The sequence below is a fragment of the Ligilactobacillus salivarius genome, from assembly GCF_035231985.1.
GTDB classification, from domain to species: Bacteria; Bacillota; Bacilli; order Lactobacillales; family Lactobacillaceae; genus Ligilactobacillus; species Ligilactobacillus salivarius.
The window spans coordinates 1,149,598-1,169,174 of record NZ_CP117983.1 but is presented as its reverse complement, the minus strand read 5'-3'; the positions used below and the strand labels follow the sequence as shown (position 1 = coordinate 1,169,174).

Here is a 19,577-nt window from a genome sequence, read left to right as displayed (position 1 = left end):
CGTTAACTTAGGGAGTGGATATTCACTCCCTTATATTAAGGAGTGATTAATTTGAACTTACCTAACAAATTGACAATCATTAGAATCTTATTGATTCCAGTTTTCATGTTAGTATTATTATTACCGTTAAACTGGGGTGATGTGATAATTGCAGGAACAACAATTCCTGTAACATCATTATGGGGTGCAATTATATTTGCAGTAGCCTCAATTACTGATTTTGCTGATGGACAGATTGCTCGTCGCAGACATTTGGTATCTAACTTTGGTAAATTTGCTGATCCTTTGGCTGACAAAATGTTAGTTATGACGGCATTTATTATTTTGGTGCAAATGGGAAAGGTACAAGCTTGGATTGCGGCAATCATCGTATGTCGTGAACTTGCAGTAACAGGTTTAAGATTAATTGTAGTTGAAAATGATGGAGAAGTAATAGCGGCTGCAATGCCAGGAAAAATTAAGACTTTTACACAAATGTTTTCAATTTTATTCTTGTTCTTAAACGATGTATTCTTTGCAGCTGTAAGTATTCCAATAGGTGAAATTTTATTATATATTTGCTTATTCTTTACAGTTTATTCCGGTATTGATTATTTTTATCATAGTAAAGATATTTTCAGCGATTCATTTGGAAAATAGTTTTTTGATTATGTGGGAAGAATTGTTCTTCTCACATTTTTTTGAATTACAAAGATTTTTGCGTAGTTTATTTTTGAAGAAGAATTTTTGTGAACTTTAGTTCGATTCTCTTGATATTTACCGTATAAATCAGTATGATTAATAGAGTAAAAGTTCTTCTTTATATTAAGATGAAACGAGGAGGAATTGTAAGTGGCTAATGACAAAAATAAAGTTCAAGGCGATCAACCTGAAGAAAGATTAAAAGCTTTAGATGCAGCTTTAAAAAAGATTGAGAAAAAGTTCGGTAAGGGTTCCATTATGAAAATGGGAGGAAAGGTAGATACAAAGATCTCTACTATTTCTAGTGGCTCAATTGCTATTGATGCAGGATTAGGTGTAGGTGGTTATCCACGAGGACGTATTATTGAAATTTATGGTCCAGAAAGTTCTGGTAAGACAACAGTTGCATTACATGCAGTTGCTGAAGTTCAAAAACGTGGTGGTACAGCAGCATATATCGATGCTGAAAATGCTTTGGATCCTGCATATGCTACTGCATTGGGAGTAAACATTGATGAATTACTACTTTCACAACCAGACACTGGTGAACAAGGCTTAGAAATTGCTGATGCTTTGGTTTCATCTGGTGCAATTGATATAATTGTTGTTGACTCAGTAGCCGCTTTAGTACCTAAAGCTGAAATTGAAGGTGAAATGGGTGATTCTCATGTTGGGTTGCAAGCTCGTTTGATGTCACAGGCTTTGAGAAAACTTTCAGGTACAATCAATAAGACGAAGACGGTAGCTATATTTATTAACCAAATTCGTGAAAAAGTAGGGGTTATGTTTGGAAATCCCGAAACAACTCCTGGTGGTCGTGCTTTGAAGTTCTATTCAACTGTTAGAATGGAAGTGCGTCGTTCCGAAGCAATTAAGGCAAAATCTGAAATTATTGGTAATAGAACTAAGATTAAATTTGTGAAAAATAAGGTTGCTCCACCATTCAAAGTAGCTGAAGTTGATATTATGTATGGTGAAGGTATTTCTAAAACTGGTGAATTACTGGATATGGCTGTTGAAAAGGATATCATTCACAAGAGTGGTTCTTGGTTCTCTTATGGAGATACAAGAATAGGTCAAGGACGTGAAAATGCTAAGGAATATCTTAGTGAACATGAAGACGAGATGAATGAAATTAATATCAAAGTCAGAGAAGCATACGGTATACCGGATGAAAATGGAAATGTACCTGAATCTCAAGATAAGAATACTACTCAATCTGCTATGGATGACAAGGCTGCAGATATAGATGATTCTGAAGAAGTATCTTTAGATGTAAATGATAGTGACGAATAATTAGTTATTTAAACGGCTTGAAAGTTTTGCTTTTAAGTCGTTTATTTTCGAGGGAAAAGAAGTAATTATTGACATAAGCATGTAACAAACATTAAAATATTATTGTGTGTATTAATCAATGACATCAATTAGTATAGACATTTTAAATATAAATAATGGTGTGGAGGTGCAAGTGTGATTATAGCAATTACAATCCTCGCCATCGCCATTGCGACTTTAGTTATTGGTTTTGCGTTGGGGGTAGCTTATCGTAAGCGTAGTTATGAACAAGCTTTAGATGTAGCAACCCAAACAGCAACTGGTATCATTGAAACAGCAAAAAAAGAAGCTGCTGCAAGTAAGAAGGAAGCGATTATTGAAGCTAAAGAAGAAAATCATCGTTATCGTTCTGAAATAGAAAGTGAACTAAAGGAACGCAGATCTGAAATTCAACGTCAGGAAAATCGCTTGTTACAAAGAGAAGAAATTCTCGATAGAAAAGATACTGCTTTAGATAAACGTGAGGACGTTTTAGAGAAAAAAGAAGCACAATTAGATTCTGATCAAAAAGTTGTAACTAAGCAAAAAGAACAAGCATCTTTGTTAGTAAAAGAGCAACAAGATAAACTTGAAGAAATTGCAGCATTGACAAGACCCGAAGCTAAGGAATTAATCTTGAATGAAACTAAGGAAGAATTAATTCATGAGCGTGCGGTAATGATTAAGGAAAGTGAAGAAGAAACTAAAGCTACAGTTGACCGAAAAGCTAAGAGTTTAATCGCTCAAGCTATTCAACGTAGTGCTGCAGATATGGTATCTGAAACAACTGTATCTGTAGTAAATCTTCCAAATGATGAAATGAAGGGTAGAATAATTGGACGTGAAGGTCGAAATATTCGTACTTTAGAAACATTGACTGGAATTGACTTAATAATCGATGATACGCCAGAAGCAGTCGTTTTAAGTGGTTTCGATCCAGTTAGAAGAGAAATTGCTAAAATGGCCTTAGAAAGATTAATTCAGGATGGTCGAATTCATCCAGCAAGAATTGAAGAAATGGTTGATAAGGCTACTAAGGATATGGATGCAAAAATTCGTGAAATAGGTGAAGAAGTTATTTTTGACCTAGGAATTCATTCAATGCACCCAGACTTGATTAAGACTATTGGTAGATTAAATTATCGTACAAGTTATGGTCAAAATGTTTTGAATCATTCAATTGAAGTTGCAAAAATTTCAGGAATACTAGCTGCTGAGTTAGGCGAAGATGTCATATTGGCGAAACGTGCAGGATTATTACACGATATTGGTAAAGCTGTTGATCATGAGATTGAGGGTTCACATGTCGAACTTGGTGTAGAACTCACTAAGAAATATAATGAAAGTGAGACAGTTGTCAATACAATTGCTTCGCATCATGGAGACACAGAGCCTAAATCCGTAATAGCTGTTTTAGTTGCTGCGGCTGATGCAATTTCAGCTGCTAGACCAGGTGCTCGTAGTGAATCATTAGAAAATTATATCCATCGTCTTGAAAAATTGGAAAATATTTCAAACGAATTTAAGGGTGTTCAAAAGAGTTACGCTATTCAAGCTGGTCGAGAAGTTAGAGTTATTGTTCAACCAAATGAGGTTAGCGATTTAGAAGCAACTGTTTTGGCTAGAGATATTCGAATGAAGATTGAAGATGAGTTAGAATATCCAGGTCATATTAAAGTGACAGTTATTAGAGAAACAAGAGCTGTTGAATATGCTAAGTAATTAATGAAGCTGAGGAGAATTTTATCTTCTCGGCTTTTTAAGTATCGTGAAGTAAGTTTTCGTTAATTAATTGAAAGCAATTAATAAAAAAACATGTTAAAATTATACTTGCACGTAAATTTTGGACGTATAAATAAATATATTTTTAGAAAGGACTTTAGAAAGAATGCCTCAGAAAACAAAGCAAACACCAATGATGGAACAATATATGCAGATAAAAAAGCAATATCCGGATGCCTTTTTGTTCTATCGTTTGGGTGACTTTTATGAAATGTTTTATGATGATGCAATTAAAGGATCTCAAATTTTAGAATTGACATTGACACAACGTAATAAAAAAGCAGTTGATCCAATTCCAATGTGTGGTGTACCTCATCATGCTGCACAAAATTATATAGATATTTTAGTAGATAAAGGTTATAAAGTTGCCATTTGTGAACAAGTTGAAGATCCTAAGCAAGCTAAAGGGATGGTAAAGCGTGAGGTCATTCAGCTGGTAACACCGGGGACAATAATTGATGAGTCCGCAGGTGAAGCTAAGGAAAATAATTATTTAACAGCTTTACATTTTGAAAATAATCAATATGGTTTTGCATATGTTGATTTATCAACTGGTGAACTTAAAGTATCTGTGTTAAATACAATTGACACAATATTAAATGAGTTAATCAGTCTTAGAACGAAAGAAATTGTGGTTGACTCAAGTGTAAACGATGAAGTTTTAAATCAAATTAAGAATCTTAAGATTTTAATTTCTGAACAAAATGATACAGAAGATAGTTCAGAAGTAAGTTTTGCTAGTCAAGATGTTGAGAATAGTGTCGAAGTTGAAGTAATTAAACATTTAATTACCTATCTGAAAATTACTCAAAAACGTGCTTTATCACATTTACAGCGAGCAGTACATTATGAGCCATCACAATATTTAAAGATGGATTATCATGCAAAAAGAAATTTAGAATTATTAAGAAATCTTCGTACTCAGAAAAAATCAGGAACGTTATTGTGGTTGCTGGATTCAACTAAAACTGCAATGGGCGGTCGTCTATTAAAGCAATGGATTGACAGACCTTTGATTAATTTAAAAGAAATAGAAGCTAGACAATCAATGGTTGAGAATTTATTAACCCACTATTTTGAAAGAAGTGGACTTCAGGAAGAATTAGTTAATGTCTATGACTTAGAAAGATTAGCGGGAAAAGTTGCATTTGGTAGTGTTAACGGTCGGGATTTAATCCAACTTAGAACATCATTGGAACATATTCCACAAATTAGATATATTATTCAAGAATTAAATAATGATAGTACATTTGATGAAATTTTTGACAAATTGGATCCAATTGAAGATATTGCAGATTTGATTGAACAAGCAATTGAAGACGAACCACCAATTTCTGTGACTGATGGTAATTTGATAAAGCCTGGATATAGCCAAGAGTTAGATGAATACGTAGATGCTATGAAAAATGGCAAAGCATGGTTAGCAGAACTAGAAGCTAAAGAACGTCAAGCAACTGGAATAAATAATTTAAAGATAGGATTCAACAGAGTTTTTGGATACTACATTGAAGTTTCTAAGGGAAATTTGAGTAAATTGCCTGAAGATAGATATCAACGTAAGCAAACATTAACTAATGCTGAAAGATTTATCACTCCTGAATTGAAAGAAAAAGAATCACTAATTTTAGGAGCAGAAAGTAAAGCTAAAGAGCTAGAATACAAGATTTTTACTGGTATTCGTGATCAAATAAAAGATGAGATTCAGCGTATCCAGGAATTAGCAGGTGCTGTAGCTGCATTAGATGTTTTGCAAAGTTTTGCTACTGTAAGTGAGCAGGGACATTTTGTAAAACCAGAATTAACTACTGACAATCATAGTTTAGATATTAAGGATGGTTGGCATCCAGTGGTTGAGAAAGTTATGGGTAAGCAGAGTTATATTCCAAATGACATTAAAATGGATGATGATCTAGATGTACTTTTGATAACAGGGCCTAATATGTCTGGTAAAAGTACGTATATGCGACAATTAGCTTTAACTGTAGTTATCGCACAGATTGGATGTTTTGTACCTGCTAAATCTGCTAAGATGCCAATATTTGACCAAATTTTTACACGTATTGGAGCGGCAGATGATTTAATTTCTGGTGAATCAACATTTATGGTAGAAATGAAAGAAACAAATGTTGCTTTAATGAATGCAACTAGAAATAGTTTGCTATTGTTTGATGAAATTGGTCGAGGAACTGCTACTTATGATGGCATGGCTTTAGCTCAAGCAATAATTGAGTATGTACACAATAATATCCATGCTAAAACCTTATTCTCTACTCACTACCATGAATTAACAATCCTGGATGAAAGTTTGGATAAATTACAAAATGTTCATGTAGGTGCAATAGAAAAAAATGGTGAGTTGATTTTCTTGCATAAAATGCAGGAAGGTCCAGCTGATAAATCATATGGGATTCATGTTGCTAAGCTAGCTGGTATGCCAGATAAACTTTTAAAGCGTGCTGACAGCATTTTAAATAAGTTAGAGAGTGAGAATGATTTTACTGTAGAATCAACAGAAAGTTACACTGAAGAAAAGCATATTGAAGAAAAAAATGCAAATGAAACTTCGGAGATTCAAGAAGAACAGTTGTCGTTGTTCCAACCCGAAGCAGTAAGTTTAGATTCTAATCAAAGTAAAATACTTAAAGAGATTAAGAATGCTAATTTAATGGGAATGACACCAATGGATGTAATGAATATTGTTTTCAAATGGCAAAAAGAACTCAATAAGAAAGGTTAGTGATAGGTTATGGCTAAAATTCACGAACTTTCAGAAATTTTGGCTAATCAAATTGCAGCCGGAGAAGTAGTTGAAAGGCCGGCATCTGTTGTAAAAGAGCTAGTTGAAAATTCTATTGATGCTGGGGCAAAGCAGATTGATATAATTATTGAAGATGCCGGATTAAAATCAATTCAGATTATTGATGATGGAAATGGAATTGAGGCTGAAGATGTTGAAACAGCCTTTAAACGTCATGCAACAAGTAAGATTATCGATAGAAAAGACTTGTTTAAAGTTCATACATTAGGTTTTAGAGGAGAAGCTTTACCAAGTATTGCCTCTGTTTCAGATGTAGTGATGGAAACAGCTGTATCTAGTCAAGCAGGAACTAAAATTCATATCAAGGGTGGAGAAGTACTTGAAAAAACACTAAGCGCAAGTCGTGAAGGTACTACTATTACGGTTTCAGATTTATTTTATAATACACCTGCAAGATTAAAGTATTTAAAATCTGTTCAAACAGAATTGTCGTATATTAGTGATATTGTAAATAGATTAGCTTTGAGTCATACTGACGTAGCACTTTCGTTAACAAATAATGGACGTCAATTATTGCAATCTGCAGGGAATGGAAACTTGCAGCAAACAATAGGTGCAATTTATGGAGTTCAAAATGCTCGTCAAATGGTAAAGTTTGAGGAGGCTAATCTAGATTTTAAAATAAGTGGATATACTTCTTTACCTAAATTAACAAGAGCGTCAAGAAATTATATCAGTTTGTTGGTAAATGGACGTTATGTTAAGAACTTTCAACTTACTAAAGCAGTAATTGAAGGGTATGGTTCAAAATTAATGACGGGTCGTTATCCGATAACGGTCTTGTCAATAGAATTAGATCCTACTCTAGTAGATGTTAATGTTCATCCTACAAAGCAAGAAATAAAAATTAGTAAGGAAGATGAATTAGTTACATTTATTAAGAAGACTATTTTTGAAAGAATTGGTCAAGAAAATCTAATTCCTGATGGGTTGCAAAATATTAAAAGTAAAACTAAGGAAAAATTAGACTTTGAGCAATTAAAAGTAGGACTAAATGAAGCCTCTAAACAATATCAAACTAAACAGCATCGAACAGGAATAACACCAGAAGTGACAGCAGCATTAGTTGGAGAAAAACTGACTAAAGATGAGAGTCAAACTCAAACTAATGAAAAAATAAAGGAAGAAACTAAAGTAGAGCTTAGTCCGATAATTATTAAAGATAAACAAGATTTAAAATCTGATAGAGTAAAAGAGTGGGATGAAAAATATCAATCTCGGAATAAAAAAACGGAAGTTACATCTATAGCAGAAGAAAGTGGATCAGTGGATGACGAAAGAAAAGATGCACCGAGATTTCCAACTTTACGCTACATTGGCCAGATGCATGGAACTTTCTTATTTGCTGAAGGCGAAGAGGGATTATATATTGTAGATCAACATGCTGCACAAGAGCGTGTAAAATATGAGTATTATCGTGAAGAGATAGGAAAAGTATCTCCAACTCAACAAAATTTGTTAGTACCAATTGTTTTAACGTATCCAACAACCGATTCATTGATTATTAATGAAAATGTGGATAAATTGAAAGAACTAGGTATATATTTAGAAGATTTTGGACAAAATACTTATATTATTAGACAACATCCTACTTGGTTTAAAGAAGGGCAAGAAGAGTCAATTATTCGTGAAATGATAGACTATTTCTTAAAAGATAGGAAATTAAGTATTGCTAAATTTAGAGAAAAAACCGCAATTATGATGAGTTGTAAAAGATCGATTAAAGCAAATCATCATCTAGATGATAAGCAAGCTAAATCGATTTTAGAACAGTTAAAGACTTGTGAAAATCCTTTTAACTGTCCACATGGTCGTCCAGTATTGGTGAAACTTTCCAATAAAGATCTGGAGCACATGTTTAAACGAATTCAAGACCCTCATCATACCGGAATTTTAGAAGAAGATTAGTAGTGAGGAATTACAGATGTATGAATATTTAAGAGGTGTAATAACCGAAGTAACACCGTACTATATTGTAGTTGATGTAAATGGAGTAGGATATCAAGTTTATGTTGCTAATCCTTTCAAATATGAAGAAGATGAGCATGCAGAACAAAAAGTTTTTGTTTATCAAGCAGTTAGAGATAATGATATAAGCTTATATGGGTTTAAAAATAGTTCAGAGAAACAATTATTTTTAAAACTTTTAGATGTATCTGGAATCGGACCTAAGAGTGCATTGGCAATTCTGGCTAATGATGATAATCGTGGTTTGATTAATGCAATTAACAGCGATGATGATGGATATTTGACGAAGTTTCCAGGTATCGGTAAAAAGACTGCTAAACAAATTATTTTGGATTTGAAAGGTAAGTTATCAGATGTTGATAGCGATATGTTAACCGGACAAGATAACCTAGATTTAGATTTAAATGCTTCTTCACCATATTTGAAAGAAAGTTTGGAAGCATTACGTGCTTTAGGATATACTAAAACAGAAGTTAAAAGAATTAGTAAGAAACTTGAAAAATATGACGGTAAGTCAACAGATGATTATCTACGACAAGGTTTACGTTTATTAATGAGTTAATAATTCTAATAATTTAGAGGAAAGGAGGAGTTTTTTCAATGTATGATGAAGAGAGAATAGTTTCTGGTGATAGTTTTGAAGGTGAAGATTTAAATGAACAATCCTTACGTCCTCAAACTTTCGATCAATATATTGGTCAAAAATTATTGAAAGATGAAATTAGTGTTTATATCCAAGCTGCAAAGCAAAGAGAAGAATCATTAGATCATGTTTTACTATACGGCCCTCCTGGTTTAGGGAAAACAACTTTAGCAACAGTAATTGCTAATGAAATGGGCGTTAAAATAAAAACTACTACTGGTCCAGCGATTGAAAAACCTGGAGATTTAGTAGCTTTACTGAATGAATTAGAACCAGGCGATGTTTTATTTATTGATGAAATTCATCGTTTGCCAAAAAATGTAGAGGAAATCTTGTATTCAGCAATGGAAGATTATTTTATTGATATTATTGTTGGTCAAGGTCCAACTGCACATCCTGTACATTTTCCTCTACCACCCTTTACTTTAGTAGGAGCTACCACTAGGGCTGGACTTTTATCTGCGCCATTAAGAGCTAGATTTGGAATTGTCGGTCATATGGAGTATTATAATGAAGTTGACTTATCACAAATCATTAAAAGGTCTGCCCAAATTTTAAGTACAGGAATTGATGATGAGGGTGCTCATGAAATAGCACGTCGTTCTCGTGGAACTCCACGTGTTGCTAATCGTCTTTTAAAGCGAGTCCGAGACTTTGCTGAAGTTAAGCATAAAGACAAGATTGATACGGAAATTGTACAATTTGCGTTAGATTTGTTGCGGGTTGATAAAGTAGGCTTAGATAGAACTGATAGAAAACTACTAAAAGCAATGATTGAATTGTATGATGGAGGTCCAGTGGGTCTAAATACTATTGCTGCTAATATCGGTGAAGAAAGTGATACTATTGCTGATATGATTGAACCATATTTAATGCAAATAGGATTTATTAAACGAACTCCAAGAGGTAGAATTGTAACATTAGCTGCTTATGAACATTTGGGAATAAAATATAATAAAGAAGGTTAAGAGAGATGTCAGAGAAACATTTAACAACAGAAGATTTTGATTATGATTTACCAGAAAGTTTGATTGCACAAACACCGCTTGAAGAAAGAGATCAATCAAGAATGTTGATTCTAGATAGTAAGACTGGTGAATATCAAGATGATTATTTTTATAATGTAATTGATCAATTAAATCCTGGTGACGCATTGGTTATGAACGATTCTCGTGTTATGCCAGCAAGAATATATGGTGTAAAACCGGAAACTGGTGGTCATGTGGAAGTTTTATTACTAAATAATACACATGGTGATGAATGGGAAACTTTAGTTAAACCTGCGCGTCGTGCTAAAGTTGGTACAAAGATTTCCTTTGGTGATGGAGCTTTAAAAGCAACAGTTACTAAAGAATTGGAACATGGTGGTCGTTTAATTAAATTTGAATATGATGGAATCTTCATGGAAATTCTAGATAAATTAGGAGAAATGCCATTACCACCTTATATCAAGGAAAAATTAGAAAATCCAGAAATGTATCAAACAGTTTATTCACGTGAAGTAGGATCTGCAGCTGCTCCAACTGCTGGATTACACTTTACTAAAGAATTGCTACACAAAATTGAAGAAAAAGGTGTAAAACTAGTTTACTTGACTTTACACGTAGGACTAGGAACATTCCGTCCAGTTAGTGAAAAAAATATTGAAGATCACAAGATGCATAGTGAATTCTATCGTTTAACTGAAGAAGCAGCTGCAACTTTAAACGAAGTTAGAAAAAATGGTGGACGTATTGTTGCAACGGGTACAACAAGCATTAGAACTCTTGAAACTATTGGTACTAAATATGATGGTGAAATTAAAGCGGACAGTGGTTGGACAGATATCTTTATCAAGCCAGGTTATGAATGGAAAGTAGTACAAGCTTTCATTACTAACTTCCATTTACCTAAGTCCACTTTAGTAATGTTAGTTGCTTCATTTACTGGAAGAGAAAACATTTTGAATGCTTATAAGCATGCTGTTGAAGAAAAATATCGTTTCTTTAGTTTTGGCGATGCAATGTTTATTAAATAGTATTAGGGGGATTATATGGCAGCAGAACCAGCAATTAAATATCGTTTGATAAAAAAAGAAAAGCATACAGGGGCTAGATTAGGAGAAATTATGACTCCTCATGGAACTTTTCCAACGCCAATGTTTATGCCTGTAGGGACACAAGCTTCAGTAAAATCAATTGCACCAGAAGAATTAGATGCAATGGGTGCTAACATTATTTTATCTAACACATATCATTTATGGTTGAGACCAGGTGAAGATTTAGTTGAAGAAGCTGGTGGCTTACATAAATTTATGAATTGGGACAAAGGTATTTTAACTGATTCAGGTGGTTTCCAAGTATTTTCTTTAGCTGATTTGAGAAACATTAAAGAAGAAGGGGTATATTTCCGCAATCATTTAAATGGACAAAAACTCTTCCTATCACCAGAGAAAGCTATTAATATCGAAAATGCTTTAGGTGCAGATATCATCATGAGTTTTGATGAATGTCCACCTTTCTTTGAAAGCTACGATTATATAAAGAAATCTGTTGAGCGTACAAGTCGTTGGGCTGAACGTGGTTTGAAGGCTCATAAGTATCCTGACCGCCAAGGATTGTTTGGAATTGTTCAAGGTGGGGGACATAAAGATTTACGTCAACAAAGTGCAAGAGATTTAGTATCATTAGATTTTCCAGGCTATTCAATTGGTGGATTATCAGTTGGTGAATCAAAAGCAGAAATGAATAATGTTCTAGAATTTACAACACCATTATTGCCAGAAAATAAACCACGTTATTTAATGGGTGTTGGTTCACCTGATGCCTTAATTGACGGGGTAATTCGTGGAGTTGATATGTTTGACTGCGTATTACCAACCAGAATTGCTCGTAACGGTACATGTATGACATCACATGGACGTCTAGTTGTGAAAAATGCTAAGTATGCACGTGACTTTACTCCGATAGATGATAATTGCAACTGCTACACATGTCGTAACTTCACTAGAGCTTATGTCCGTCATTTATTAAAAGCAGATGAAACATTTGGATTACGCTTAACAAGCTACCATAACTTGTATTTCTTAATTAATTTAATGAAGCAAGTTAGAGAAGCTATTATGAATGACAATTTATTAGAATTTAGAGAACATTTCTTTGAAGAATATGGATATAATGAAAGTAAGAGAAATTTCTAAATTTGCTAGTAAACTGTTAATATTTTTGATACAGTAGATATAGACAATTTTTAGGAGTGAATATAAATGGGTTCAACTTATACAATTTTTATGTTTGTATTGTTGTTTGTGATGATGTATTTCTTTATGATTCGTCCACAACGTAAGCAACAACAACAACATCAAGAAATGATGAATAATTTAAAGAAGGGCGACGAAGTTGTTACAATTGGTCGCTTACATGGTGTGATTGACTCCATCAATACTGAAGATAAAACAGTTACTTTAGATTGTGACGGTGTTTATTTAGTTTTTGATATCAATGCAATTGGTAGAGTTCTTTCACCTGCTACAACTGTTAAGACAGAAGAAAAAGCCGTTGTTGATGAAAATAAGGAAACAACAACTGAAGAAGATAACAGTACTGAAGAAAAAAGCGAAGATGTAGAAAGTACAGAAGAAAAATAATATAAAGTATTTTAAACCTTAACTTGTTGAAAAATTACTTTTCTAACAGGTTAAGGTTTTTTAGTTAAAGAAAGATTTGATCTTGAAATAAGGTTGTTTTTGAAGTAAAGTTTAGATTGTAAGCGTGTACATAAAAGAGAGGAGGAACTGAAATGAAAGATAAAACTAATTATTGTTATAATCGAGCAAGAACTTATCTATATGAGGCACAAAGAGGAATTGAATTTGTAATGTCAGGGGATGAAAATAGGGGAGAGTTAATTTTAAATACTCTAATTAGGGTTGGAAAAGCGGAAGCTAGGAATGAAGTAGGGATTAAAGAATATAATGAGATGTTAGAAAAAATTAATACATATGCAGTTGAAGATCATGATTTAATAGATAAGTTAGTAAGAATTAGAAATTGTTCGCGAAACTATCTAAATCATGCTAGTTTGAAAGATTTTTGAATTAATTGTGGATAGTGTAATTATGTGACGACAACGCTTGCATTTAATGATATAATGTATATATAGAGAAATCTATATATAGATGCAAGGGAGTGAGCGATTATGAATCAAGTTCAACACTACAAAAGAATTTTGACCCCAGTGGATGGTTCTGAAGCAGCAGAAAAGGCATTACAAACTGCAACTGAAATCGCCAAAAGAAATAACGCACATTTAGATATCTTAAATGTTATTGATTTAAAGCAATTTTCTGTAAGTTTTGGTGGAATGGTCGATGCTAATGGCGATGTTGTTTATCAAACATTTGAGGATGTTGATAAGTACTTGAATGAACTATTAGAAAAGACTAAAGAACAAGGCTTAGAAGATGTTGAGGTTCATGCACGCTTTGGCTCACCAAGAACGGTTATTGCTAGAGAATTCCCAGCTGATCATCAAACAGATTTGATAGTTATGGGACCTACAGGATTGAATCCAGTTGAGCGTGTATTAGTAGGAGCAGTTACAGATTATGTAACACGAGCTGCTCAATGTGACGTTATCATTGCTCGATAATTTTTAAATAATGGTAAAGAATATTAGTTTTTGGCGAAAAAACTAATATTTTTTTATGCTTTCCTTGACATTATTTGAAATATTCTATTATATATATTATGTTACCTAAAAGTTGAGAAATAACCTATTGGCTTTTTAATCAAATTTTGAAGGGGAATTGATGAAAGTATGAAAACTTTAAAGTTATATGGGGTAGCGTTATTGCGAGTACTAGCTCCCTTTATTGTCTTAATGGCAATAGCAGTTATAATGAATACTGATTCATGGAAATATTTAACAGAGTATTTTTTGGTAAGTAACTTTTTCTTATTCTTCCCATATATATTTTTAAAATATAGAAATGACAAATTGAAAAAAATGAAATATGTAGATGAGATAGACGATAGTGAAGAAAATGAAGATGAAATTAAATATCGTCGTCGTAGTAATCGTAGAGAAGAAAAAGATTGGTTGGAGACTGCTGAGGATAGAGATAATGCTTTTCGTGAAAGCAGTACTCACTACTTGATAGTATTGGTATATGGATTTGTAAAATATACGATATTATTAGTAGGGGCTCCAATTATATTTTTATATTATATGTTATTTAAAAATGATTTTGAATTTTAAAATTACCTGTAGATTTTAATACTTTATTAATGAAACGCTTTCTTGATAAGATGGCGTTTTTTTTAATATGACTAACTACTTAAAATGTATTTATCAAAATAGAATATGAAAAAATTATTATTTAGATTGACCTTTTCTCATACTTTTGTTATAATTCTAACATTATTAAAAGTAGGAGGAAAAAGATATGGCGAATTTTTTTAAAAGATTGTTTGCTAAAGAAGACCCTAGTGTTTATCAAAAGAAAGATGCACATTTAATTCAAGTGTTAACCGTAAAGGATTTCTTAGCATTAGGGGTCGGTACGATTGTTTCGACTTCAATCTTTACTCTACCTGGTGTTGTAGCAGCTAATTATGCAGGCCCTGCTGTTGCTATTTCATTCTTGGTTGCTGCGGTTGTTGCTGGCTTGGTAGCATTCGCTTATGCAGAAATGTCCTCTGCCATGCCTTTTGCTGGTTCAGCATTTTCATGGATAAGTGTCGTTTTTGGTGAATTTTTCGGTTGGATTGCTGGTTGGGCATTATTAGCTGAATATTTTATTGCTGTAGCATTCGTTGGTTCTGGATTTAGTGCTAATATTAGAGGTTTGTTGGCACCAATAGGTTTCAACTTACCAGCTTCTTTATCTAATCCTTTTGGAACCAATGGTGGTATTGTTGACTTAATGTCATTAGTTGTAATTCTTTTAGTTGCATTTCTATTATCTAGAGGTGTATCAGAAGCTGCTAGAGTAGAAAATGCTTTAGTTATTTTGAAAGTATTTGCTATTATTCTATTTATTATAGTTGGTGCTACTGCAGTTAAAGCAAGTAATTATGTTCCATTCATTCCAGAACATCGTTTAAATGCTGATGGTACTCATTTTGGTGGTTGGCAAGGAATATATGCAGGTGTTTCATCTATTTTCCTATCTTATATCGGATTTGATTCAATAGCTGCAAATGCTGCTGAAGCTAAGAATCCATCTAAGACCATGCCGAGAGGGATTTTAGGTTCATTGTTAATTGCAGTTGTTTTATTTGTGGCTGTTGCTTTAGTATTAGTAGGAATGTTTAAATACTCTAGTTATGCTGGAAATGCTGAGCCTGTTGGTTGGGCGTTACGTAAAGCTGGTCATGGTGTTATTGCTTCAGTAGTACAAGCAATTGCAGTTTTCGGAATGTTTACAGCTTTGATTGGAATGATGATGGCGGGTTCTCGTTTACTTTATTCATTCGGACGTGATGGCTTGCTTTCTAAATGGTTAGGTGTTTTAAATGAAAACAACTTGCCTAATCATGCACTTTTTGTTCTAACAGTTATTGTTGTAATATTAGGTGCTTTCTTCCCATTCCAAGTGTTATCACAATTAATTTCTGCCGGAACATTGATTGCGTTCATGTTTGTTTCTTTGGGTATTTATGCATTAAGACCTCGTGAAGGTAAAGATTTACCAGTTCCAGGATTTAAGATGCCACTATATCCAGTTTTACCAGCATTAGCATTTATTGGTGCTTTAATTGTGTTCTTAGGATTGGATATCGAAGCTAAAGAGTATTCATTATATTGGTTTATTATTGGTGTAGTAGTATACATAGTTTATGGAATGCATCATTCTAATTTACAAAAGAATCTTAAGTAATATAGATTGTTAAAGATTGAACTTTATAAAACATTAAATTTTAGATATAGATATATAATTTATTAATTTAAATAAATTTTATCTATATCTATTTTTTTGTGCTTTAATTTAAATATAGCTGATTTGACAGCGATTATAGAAGTTATTTGTAAAAAGCAACTATTGAAATTTATTTATTGAGAGTAATTTTTTTGAAAAAAACTATAAATTATGTACTTTTTTTCTAATGACACTTGTGAAATAAAGAGTTATAATGAAAGCGAATTTAAGTTAGAATCGTTCTAAAAGGAGGTGGCTGACTTCAATCTAGAAGTCAGGTGTTATGAAAAAAATAAAAGTTTGTATTTTTTCTACTTGTCTAGTTGATTTACTTTTTCCTAAAGTAGGGATGGCGATGGTAGAAGTTTTAGAACGTTTGGGTTGTGAAACTGTATTACCTGAAAAACAAATTTGTTGTGGGCAACCAACATATAATAGTGGCTATTCTAAAGATAGTATGAAAACGTTTAAAAATGAAATTGATGCGTTACTAAGTATTGATGCTGATTACATTGTTGGTCCTTCGGGTTCTTGTGTTTTTATGATTAAAGAATATAAGGATATTTTTAAAGATGATCCTGAGTATGGTCCTAAAGCCGCAGAAATAGATAGCAAAATTTATGAATTTACACAATTTATTTACCGAGTTTTAAAAGTCGTAGATTGTGGTGCGGAATTAGATGCTAAAGTAACTGTCCATCGTTCATGCCATATGACGCGTTTGATAGGCGAAAGAACAGCTCCATTTGTATTATTGGATCATGTAAAAGATATTGAAAGAGTTCCTTTAAAGAATGTACAGTTATGTTGTGGATTTGGTGGTACTTTCTCAGCTAAAAGACCAGAACTTTCAGTAGAAATGGTTGATGAAAAAGTTAAGAATATTGTTGATACAGATGCTGAGATCCTAATTGGAACAGAAGAATCTTGCTTGATGAATATTGTAGGTAGAATGAATCGTTTAGGATATAAGATAAAAGCGATGCATATTGCTGAAGTATTAAACCATAATGTTGATATAAATAGAATTAAATATATTAAGGATACAGATCATGTTGTTGTACCAGCTAATGGAGAAGGGGTGTTTTAAATGGGAATTTCAACTAGCGATAAGCCATATTTAGAAAGAATTGAAGATGCAAAAAGCGATCATTTTATGCAAGCTGCCGTCGCTAAGGCCCAAGACGCTCAATTTATTAAACGAACAAAAGCAAGACGTGAAATGGGAAACTGGAATGAATGGCGTGATTTGGCTGAACAAATTAGACAGCATGTTTTAAAATATCTTCCTGATTATTTAGAAGAATTTTCGCAAAATGTTGAAAAACAAGGTGGACATGTATTTTTTGCTCAAACCGAGGAAGAAGCACGTAATTTTATTAAAGAATTAGTAATTGAGAAAAAAGCAAAAAATGTGGTTAAATCCAAGTCGATGGTTACTACTGAAATTGACTTAGACAAGACTTTATTAGATATAGATGGGGTTAATCTTTTAGAAAGTGACCTAGCAGAATTTATTTTGCAAGAAGATAACTGGGATGAACCTACACATATTGTTTTTCCAACTTTACATAAAAACCGTGATCAAGTTCAAGAAGAGTTTAAGAAATTGGGCTATACTGGAGACAATGACCCTCAACATGAAGCTCGTTTTGTTAGAGGATACTTGCGCGACTACTTTATGAAAGCTGATTTTGGAATAACTGGATGTAATTTTGCCGTAGCTGATAAAGGTATCATTAATTTAGATACAAACGAAGGAAATGCTGATTTAACAATGGCTTTACCTAAAACTCAAGTTGTAGTAATGGGGATGGAAAGAATTGTTCCATCTATGAAAGAAGCTGAAGTTTTAGATAACATGCTTGCTCGTTCAGCTGTAGGACAAAAATTAACAACATATTGTACTTTCTCTGGTAAAAAAGTCGAAGGTGAAGTTGATGGACCTGAAGATTTTTGGGTAGTTGTTTTAGATAATGGACGTTCAGATGCATTAGGGACTGAATTTGAACCAATTTTGCAATGTATTCGTTGTGGTGCTTGCATGAATGTTTGTCCAGTATATCGTCATATTGGCGGTAAAGGATATGGATCTATCTATCCTGGACCATTAGGTAAAGTTTTATCGCCTATTTTAGGTGGTTATGAAGAATTTGAAGATTTGCCATATGCTTGTTCTTTGTGTGCTGCATGTACAGAAACTTGTCCAGTTAAAATTCCGCTACATAATTTGATTAGGAAACATCGAATTGTAGAGATGGACAAAAAGCATATGGATCATAGTATGACTAATTTAATTATGAAAGTAATTGGTATGGGAACAGGTTCTCCATTCTTATTCCAATCAGCATTAAAAATGGAGCATGCTGGCTTAGGCATGTTTGGAAAAGCAAAAAATGATCAAGATGTTGATGGAACAATTTATGAAAATGGCAAGATTAAGAAGTTACCGAAAATTGCACCTAAATTGGTTAAAGGATGGTCTGATATCCGTGATATTCCAGTTCCCCCTAAGAGTAAAGATAGCTTCAGAAATTGGTATAAGAATCATCAACCAGTTGAGTCAGTAGTAAGTATTAGACAAAAGGGGGAAAAGGGTGATGAGTAAATTATTAGATAAAGCAAATAGCAAAGAAAATAGAGAAGCCTTTTTAAATAGGATTTCTAAAAAAGCTGGACGTCCTCGCCATCAAGTAAAAGAATTTAAGCCTTTAAATGATTTACCTGATAAAGTATTAATAAACAAGAGTAATGATGAGTTACTAGAAATAGCTAAAGAAAACTCAGAATCTGTTAATGCTAAAGTAATTATTAAGAAGAAAGATGAATTAGCTAAATTTTTAAAAGAATATATTGAAAAGATTGAAGCTAAGAAATTAATGTTACCTAGTTTTGGCGATGAAAAATGGGAGAATTTCCATTTAAAAGAATGGTTAAATAATTCTGGAGCTAAAAAGATTGATTATTGGACAAATGATTTGAGTAGGATGGAAAACGAAAATTTGGCAAATGATGCTGATATTGCAATAGGGTTTGCTGATTATTTAATCGCTAATACAGGAACTATTACTGTTACTGTTAGTCCAGAACAAGGAAGAGGGTTTAACTTCTTACCAACGCACTATTTAGCATTAGTTCCTAAAAGTGGTTTAGTTCCATCTACTAGAGTAGCTGTAGAAAACTATGAAAAACGACTAGGTAGTAAAGAATTAGAAACCTCAGCGATTAACTTTATTTCAGGACCTTCTAATTCTGGTGATATTGAAATGGAATTAGTTGTAGGGATTCATGGACCGTTAGATTGTACTTACTTAGTAGTAGAGGATATGTAAGATCGTTAGAAGCAGAAGATTTACGAAGTCTTCTGCTTTTTTTATTTGATAAAGCGTTGTACAAAATATAGACTTTTAATTAAATTTTATTAATTTGTATAAAAAATTTAAAATGAAATAAATATATTTATCTGTTAT

At 33.0% G+C, this 19,577-nt stretch carries 17 protein-coding genes; all 17 read left to right on the top strand.

Annotated elements, in window-relative coordinates:
* Nucleotides 1-51 precede the first annotated feature (51 nt).
* The 17 genes from pgsA to PTA89_RS05720 all read left to right on the top strand — a co-directional run bounded on the left by pgsA (nt 52) and on the right by PTA89_RS05720 (nt 19,439).
* Nucleotides 52-639, top strand: a complete 588-nt coding sequence (gene pgsA, locus PTA89_RS05800; RefSeq protein ID WP_003706586.1) for a CDP-diacylglycerol--glycerol-3-phosphate 3-phosphatidyltransferase — start codon at nt 52-54, stop codon at nt 637-639.
* A 192-nt stretch (nt 640-831) separates the two neighbouring features.
* Complete coding sequence (gene recA, locus PTA89_RS05795; RefSeq protein WP_003700567.1) at nt 832-1,977, top strand: recombinase RecA; 1,146 nt, start codon at nt 832-834, stop codon at nt 1,975-1,977.
* Nucleotides 1,978-2,151: 174 nt separating this feature from the next.
* Nucleotides 2,152-3,717, top strand: coding sequence for a ribonuclease Y (gene rny / locus PTA89_RS05790; RefSeq protein ID WP_003700566.1), 1,566 nt, complete (start codon nt 2,152-2,154; stop codon nt 3,715-3,717).
* Nucleotides 3,718-3,883: 166 nt separating this feature from the next.
* On the top strand, nt 3,884-6,514 hold the full coding sequence (gene mutS / locus PTA89_RS05785; RefSeq protein ID WP_324177054.1) for a DNA mismatch repair protein MutS: 2,631 nt from the start codon (nt 3,884-3,886) through the stop codon (nt 6,512-6,514).
* Nucleotides 6,515-6,523: 9 nt separating this feature from the next.
* On the top strand, nt 6,524-8,503 hold the full coding sequence (gene mutL, locus PTA89_RS05780; protein ID WP_324177053.1) for a DNA mismatch repair endonuclease MutL: 1,980 nt from the start codon (nt 6,524-6,526) through the stop codon (nt 8,501-8,503).
* A 16-nt stretch (nt 8,504-8,519) separates the two neighbouring features.
* A complete protein-coding gene (gene ruvA / locus PTA89_RS05775) occupies nt 8,520-9,125 on the top strand; it encodes a Holliday junction branch migration protein RuvA (protein WP_003700560.1) in 606 nt (201 codons plus the stop codon).
* A gap of 38 nt (nt 9,126-9,163) precedes the next feature.
* Entirely contained in the window at nt 9,164-10,174 is a 1,011-nt protein-coding gene (ruvB, locus tag PTA89_RS05770) for a Holliday junction branch migration DNA helicase RuvB (RefSeq protein WP_003700559.1), read from the top strand.
* Nucleotides 10,175-10,179: 5 nt separating this feature from the next.
* A complete protein-coding gene (gene queA, locus PTA89_RS05765; protein ID WP_003706597.1) occupies nt 10,180-11,223 on the top strand; it encodes a tRNA preQ1(34) S-adenosylmethionine ribosyltransferase-isomerase QueA in 1,044 nt (347 codons plus the stop codon).
* Nucleotides 11,224-11,238: 15 nt separating this feature from the next.
* A complete protein-coding gene (gene tgt, locus PTA89_RS05760) occupies nt 11,239-12,384 on the top strand; it encodes a tRNA guanosine(34) transglycosylase Tgt (protein WP_003706600.1) in 1,146 nt (381 codons plus the stop codon).
* A 66-nt stretch (nt 12,385-12,450) separates the two neighbouring features.
* Complete coding sequence (yajC, locus tag PTA89_RS05755; protein ID WP_003706602.1) at nt 12,451-12,831, top strand: preprotein translocase subunit YajC; 381 nt, start codon at nt 12,451-12,453, stop codon at nt 12,829-12,831.
* Nucleotides 12,832-12,983: 152 nt separating this feature from the next.
* On the top strand, nt 12,984-13,280 hold the full coding sequence (locus PTA89_RS05750) for a hypothetical protein (protein WP_003700552.1): 297 nt from the start codon (nt 12,984-12,986) through the stop codon (nt 13,278-13,280).
* Nucleotides 13,281-13,382: 102 nt separating this feature from the next.
* Nucleotides 13,383-13,835, top strand: coding sequence for a universal stress protein (locus PTA89_RS05745; RefSeq protein ID WP_003700550.1), 453 nt, complete (start codon nt 13,383-13,385; stop codon nt 13,833-13,835).
* A 168-nt stretch (nt 13,836-14,003) separates the two neighbouring features.
* Complete coding sequence (locus PTA89_RS05740) at nt 14,004-14,444, top strand: hypothetical protein (protein WP_003704690.1); 441 nt, start codon at nt 14,004-14,006, stop codon at nt 14,442-14,444.
* Between the two features lie 187 nt (nt 14,445-14,631).
* A complete protein-coding gene (locus PTA89_RS05735) occupies nt 14,632-16,068 on the top strand; it encodes an APC family permease (protein WP_087250327.1) in 1,437 nt (478 codons plus the stop codon).
* A 322-nt stretch (nt 16,069-16,390) separates the two neighbouring features.
* Nucleotides 16,391-17,197, top strand: coding sequence for a (Fe-S)-binding protein (locus PTA89_RS05730; RefSeq protein ID WP_003700546.1), 807 nt, complete (start codon nt 16,391-16,393; stop codon nt 17,195-17,197).
* Entirely contained in the window at nt 17,198-18,715 is a 1,518-nt protein-coding gene (locus PTA89_RS05725; protein ID WP_081538099.1) for a LutB/LldF family L-lactate oxidation iron-sulfur protein, read from the top strand.
* On the top strand, nt 18,708-19,439 hold the full coding sequence (locus PTA89_RS05720; RefSeq protein WP_324177052.1) for a LutC/YkgG family protein: 732 nt from the start codon (nt 18,708-18,710) through the stop codon (nt 19,437-19,439). Before PTA89_RS05725 ends, PTA89_RS05720 begins: the two co-directional genes overlap by 8 nt.
* The last annotated feature ends 138 nt before the right edge of the window (nt 19,440-19,577 follow it).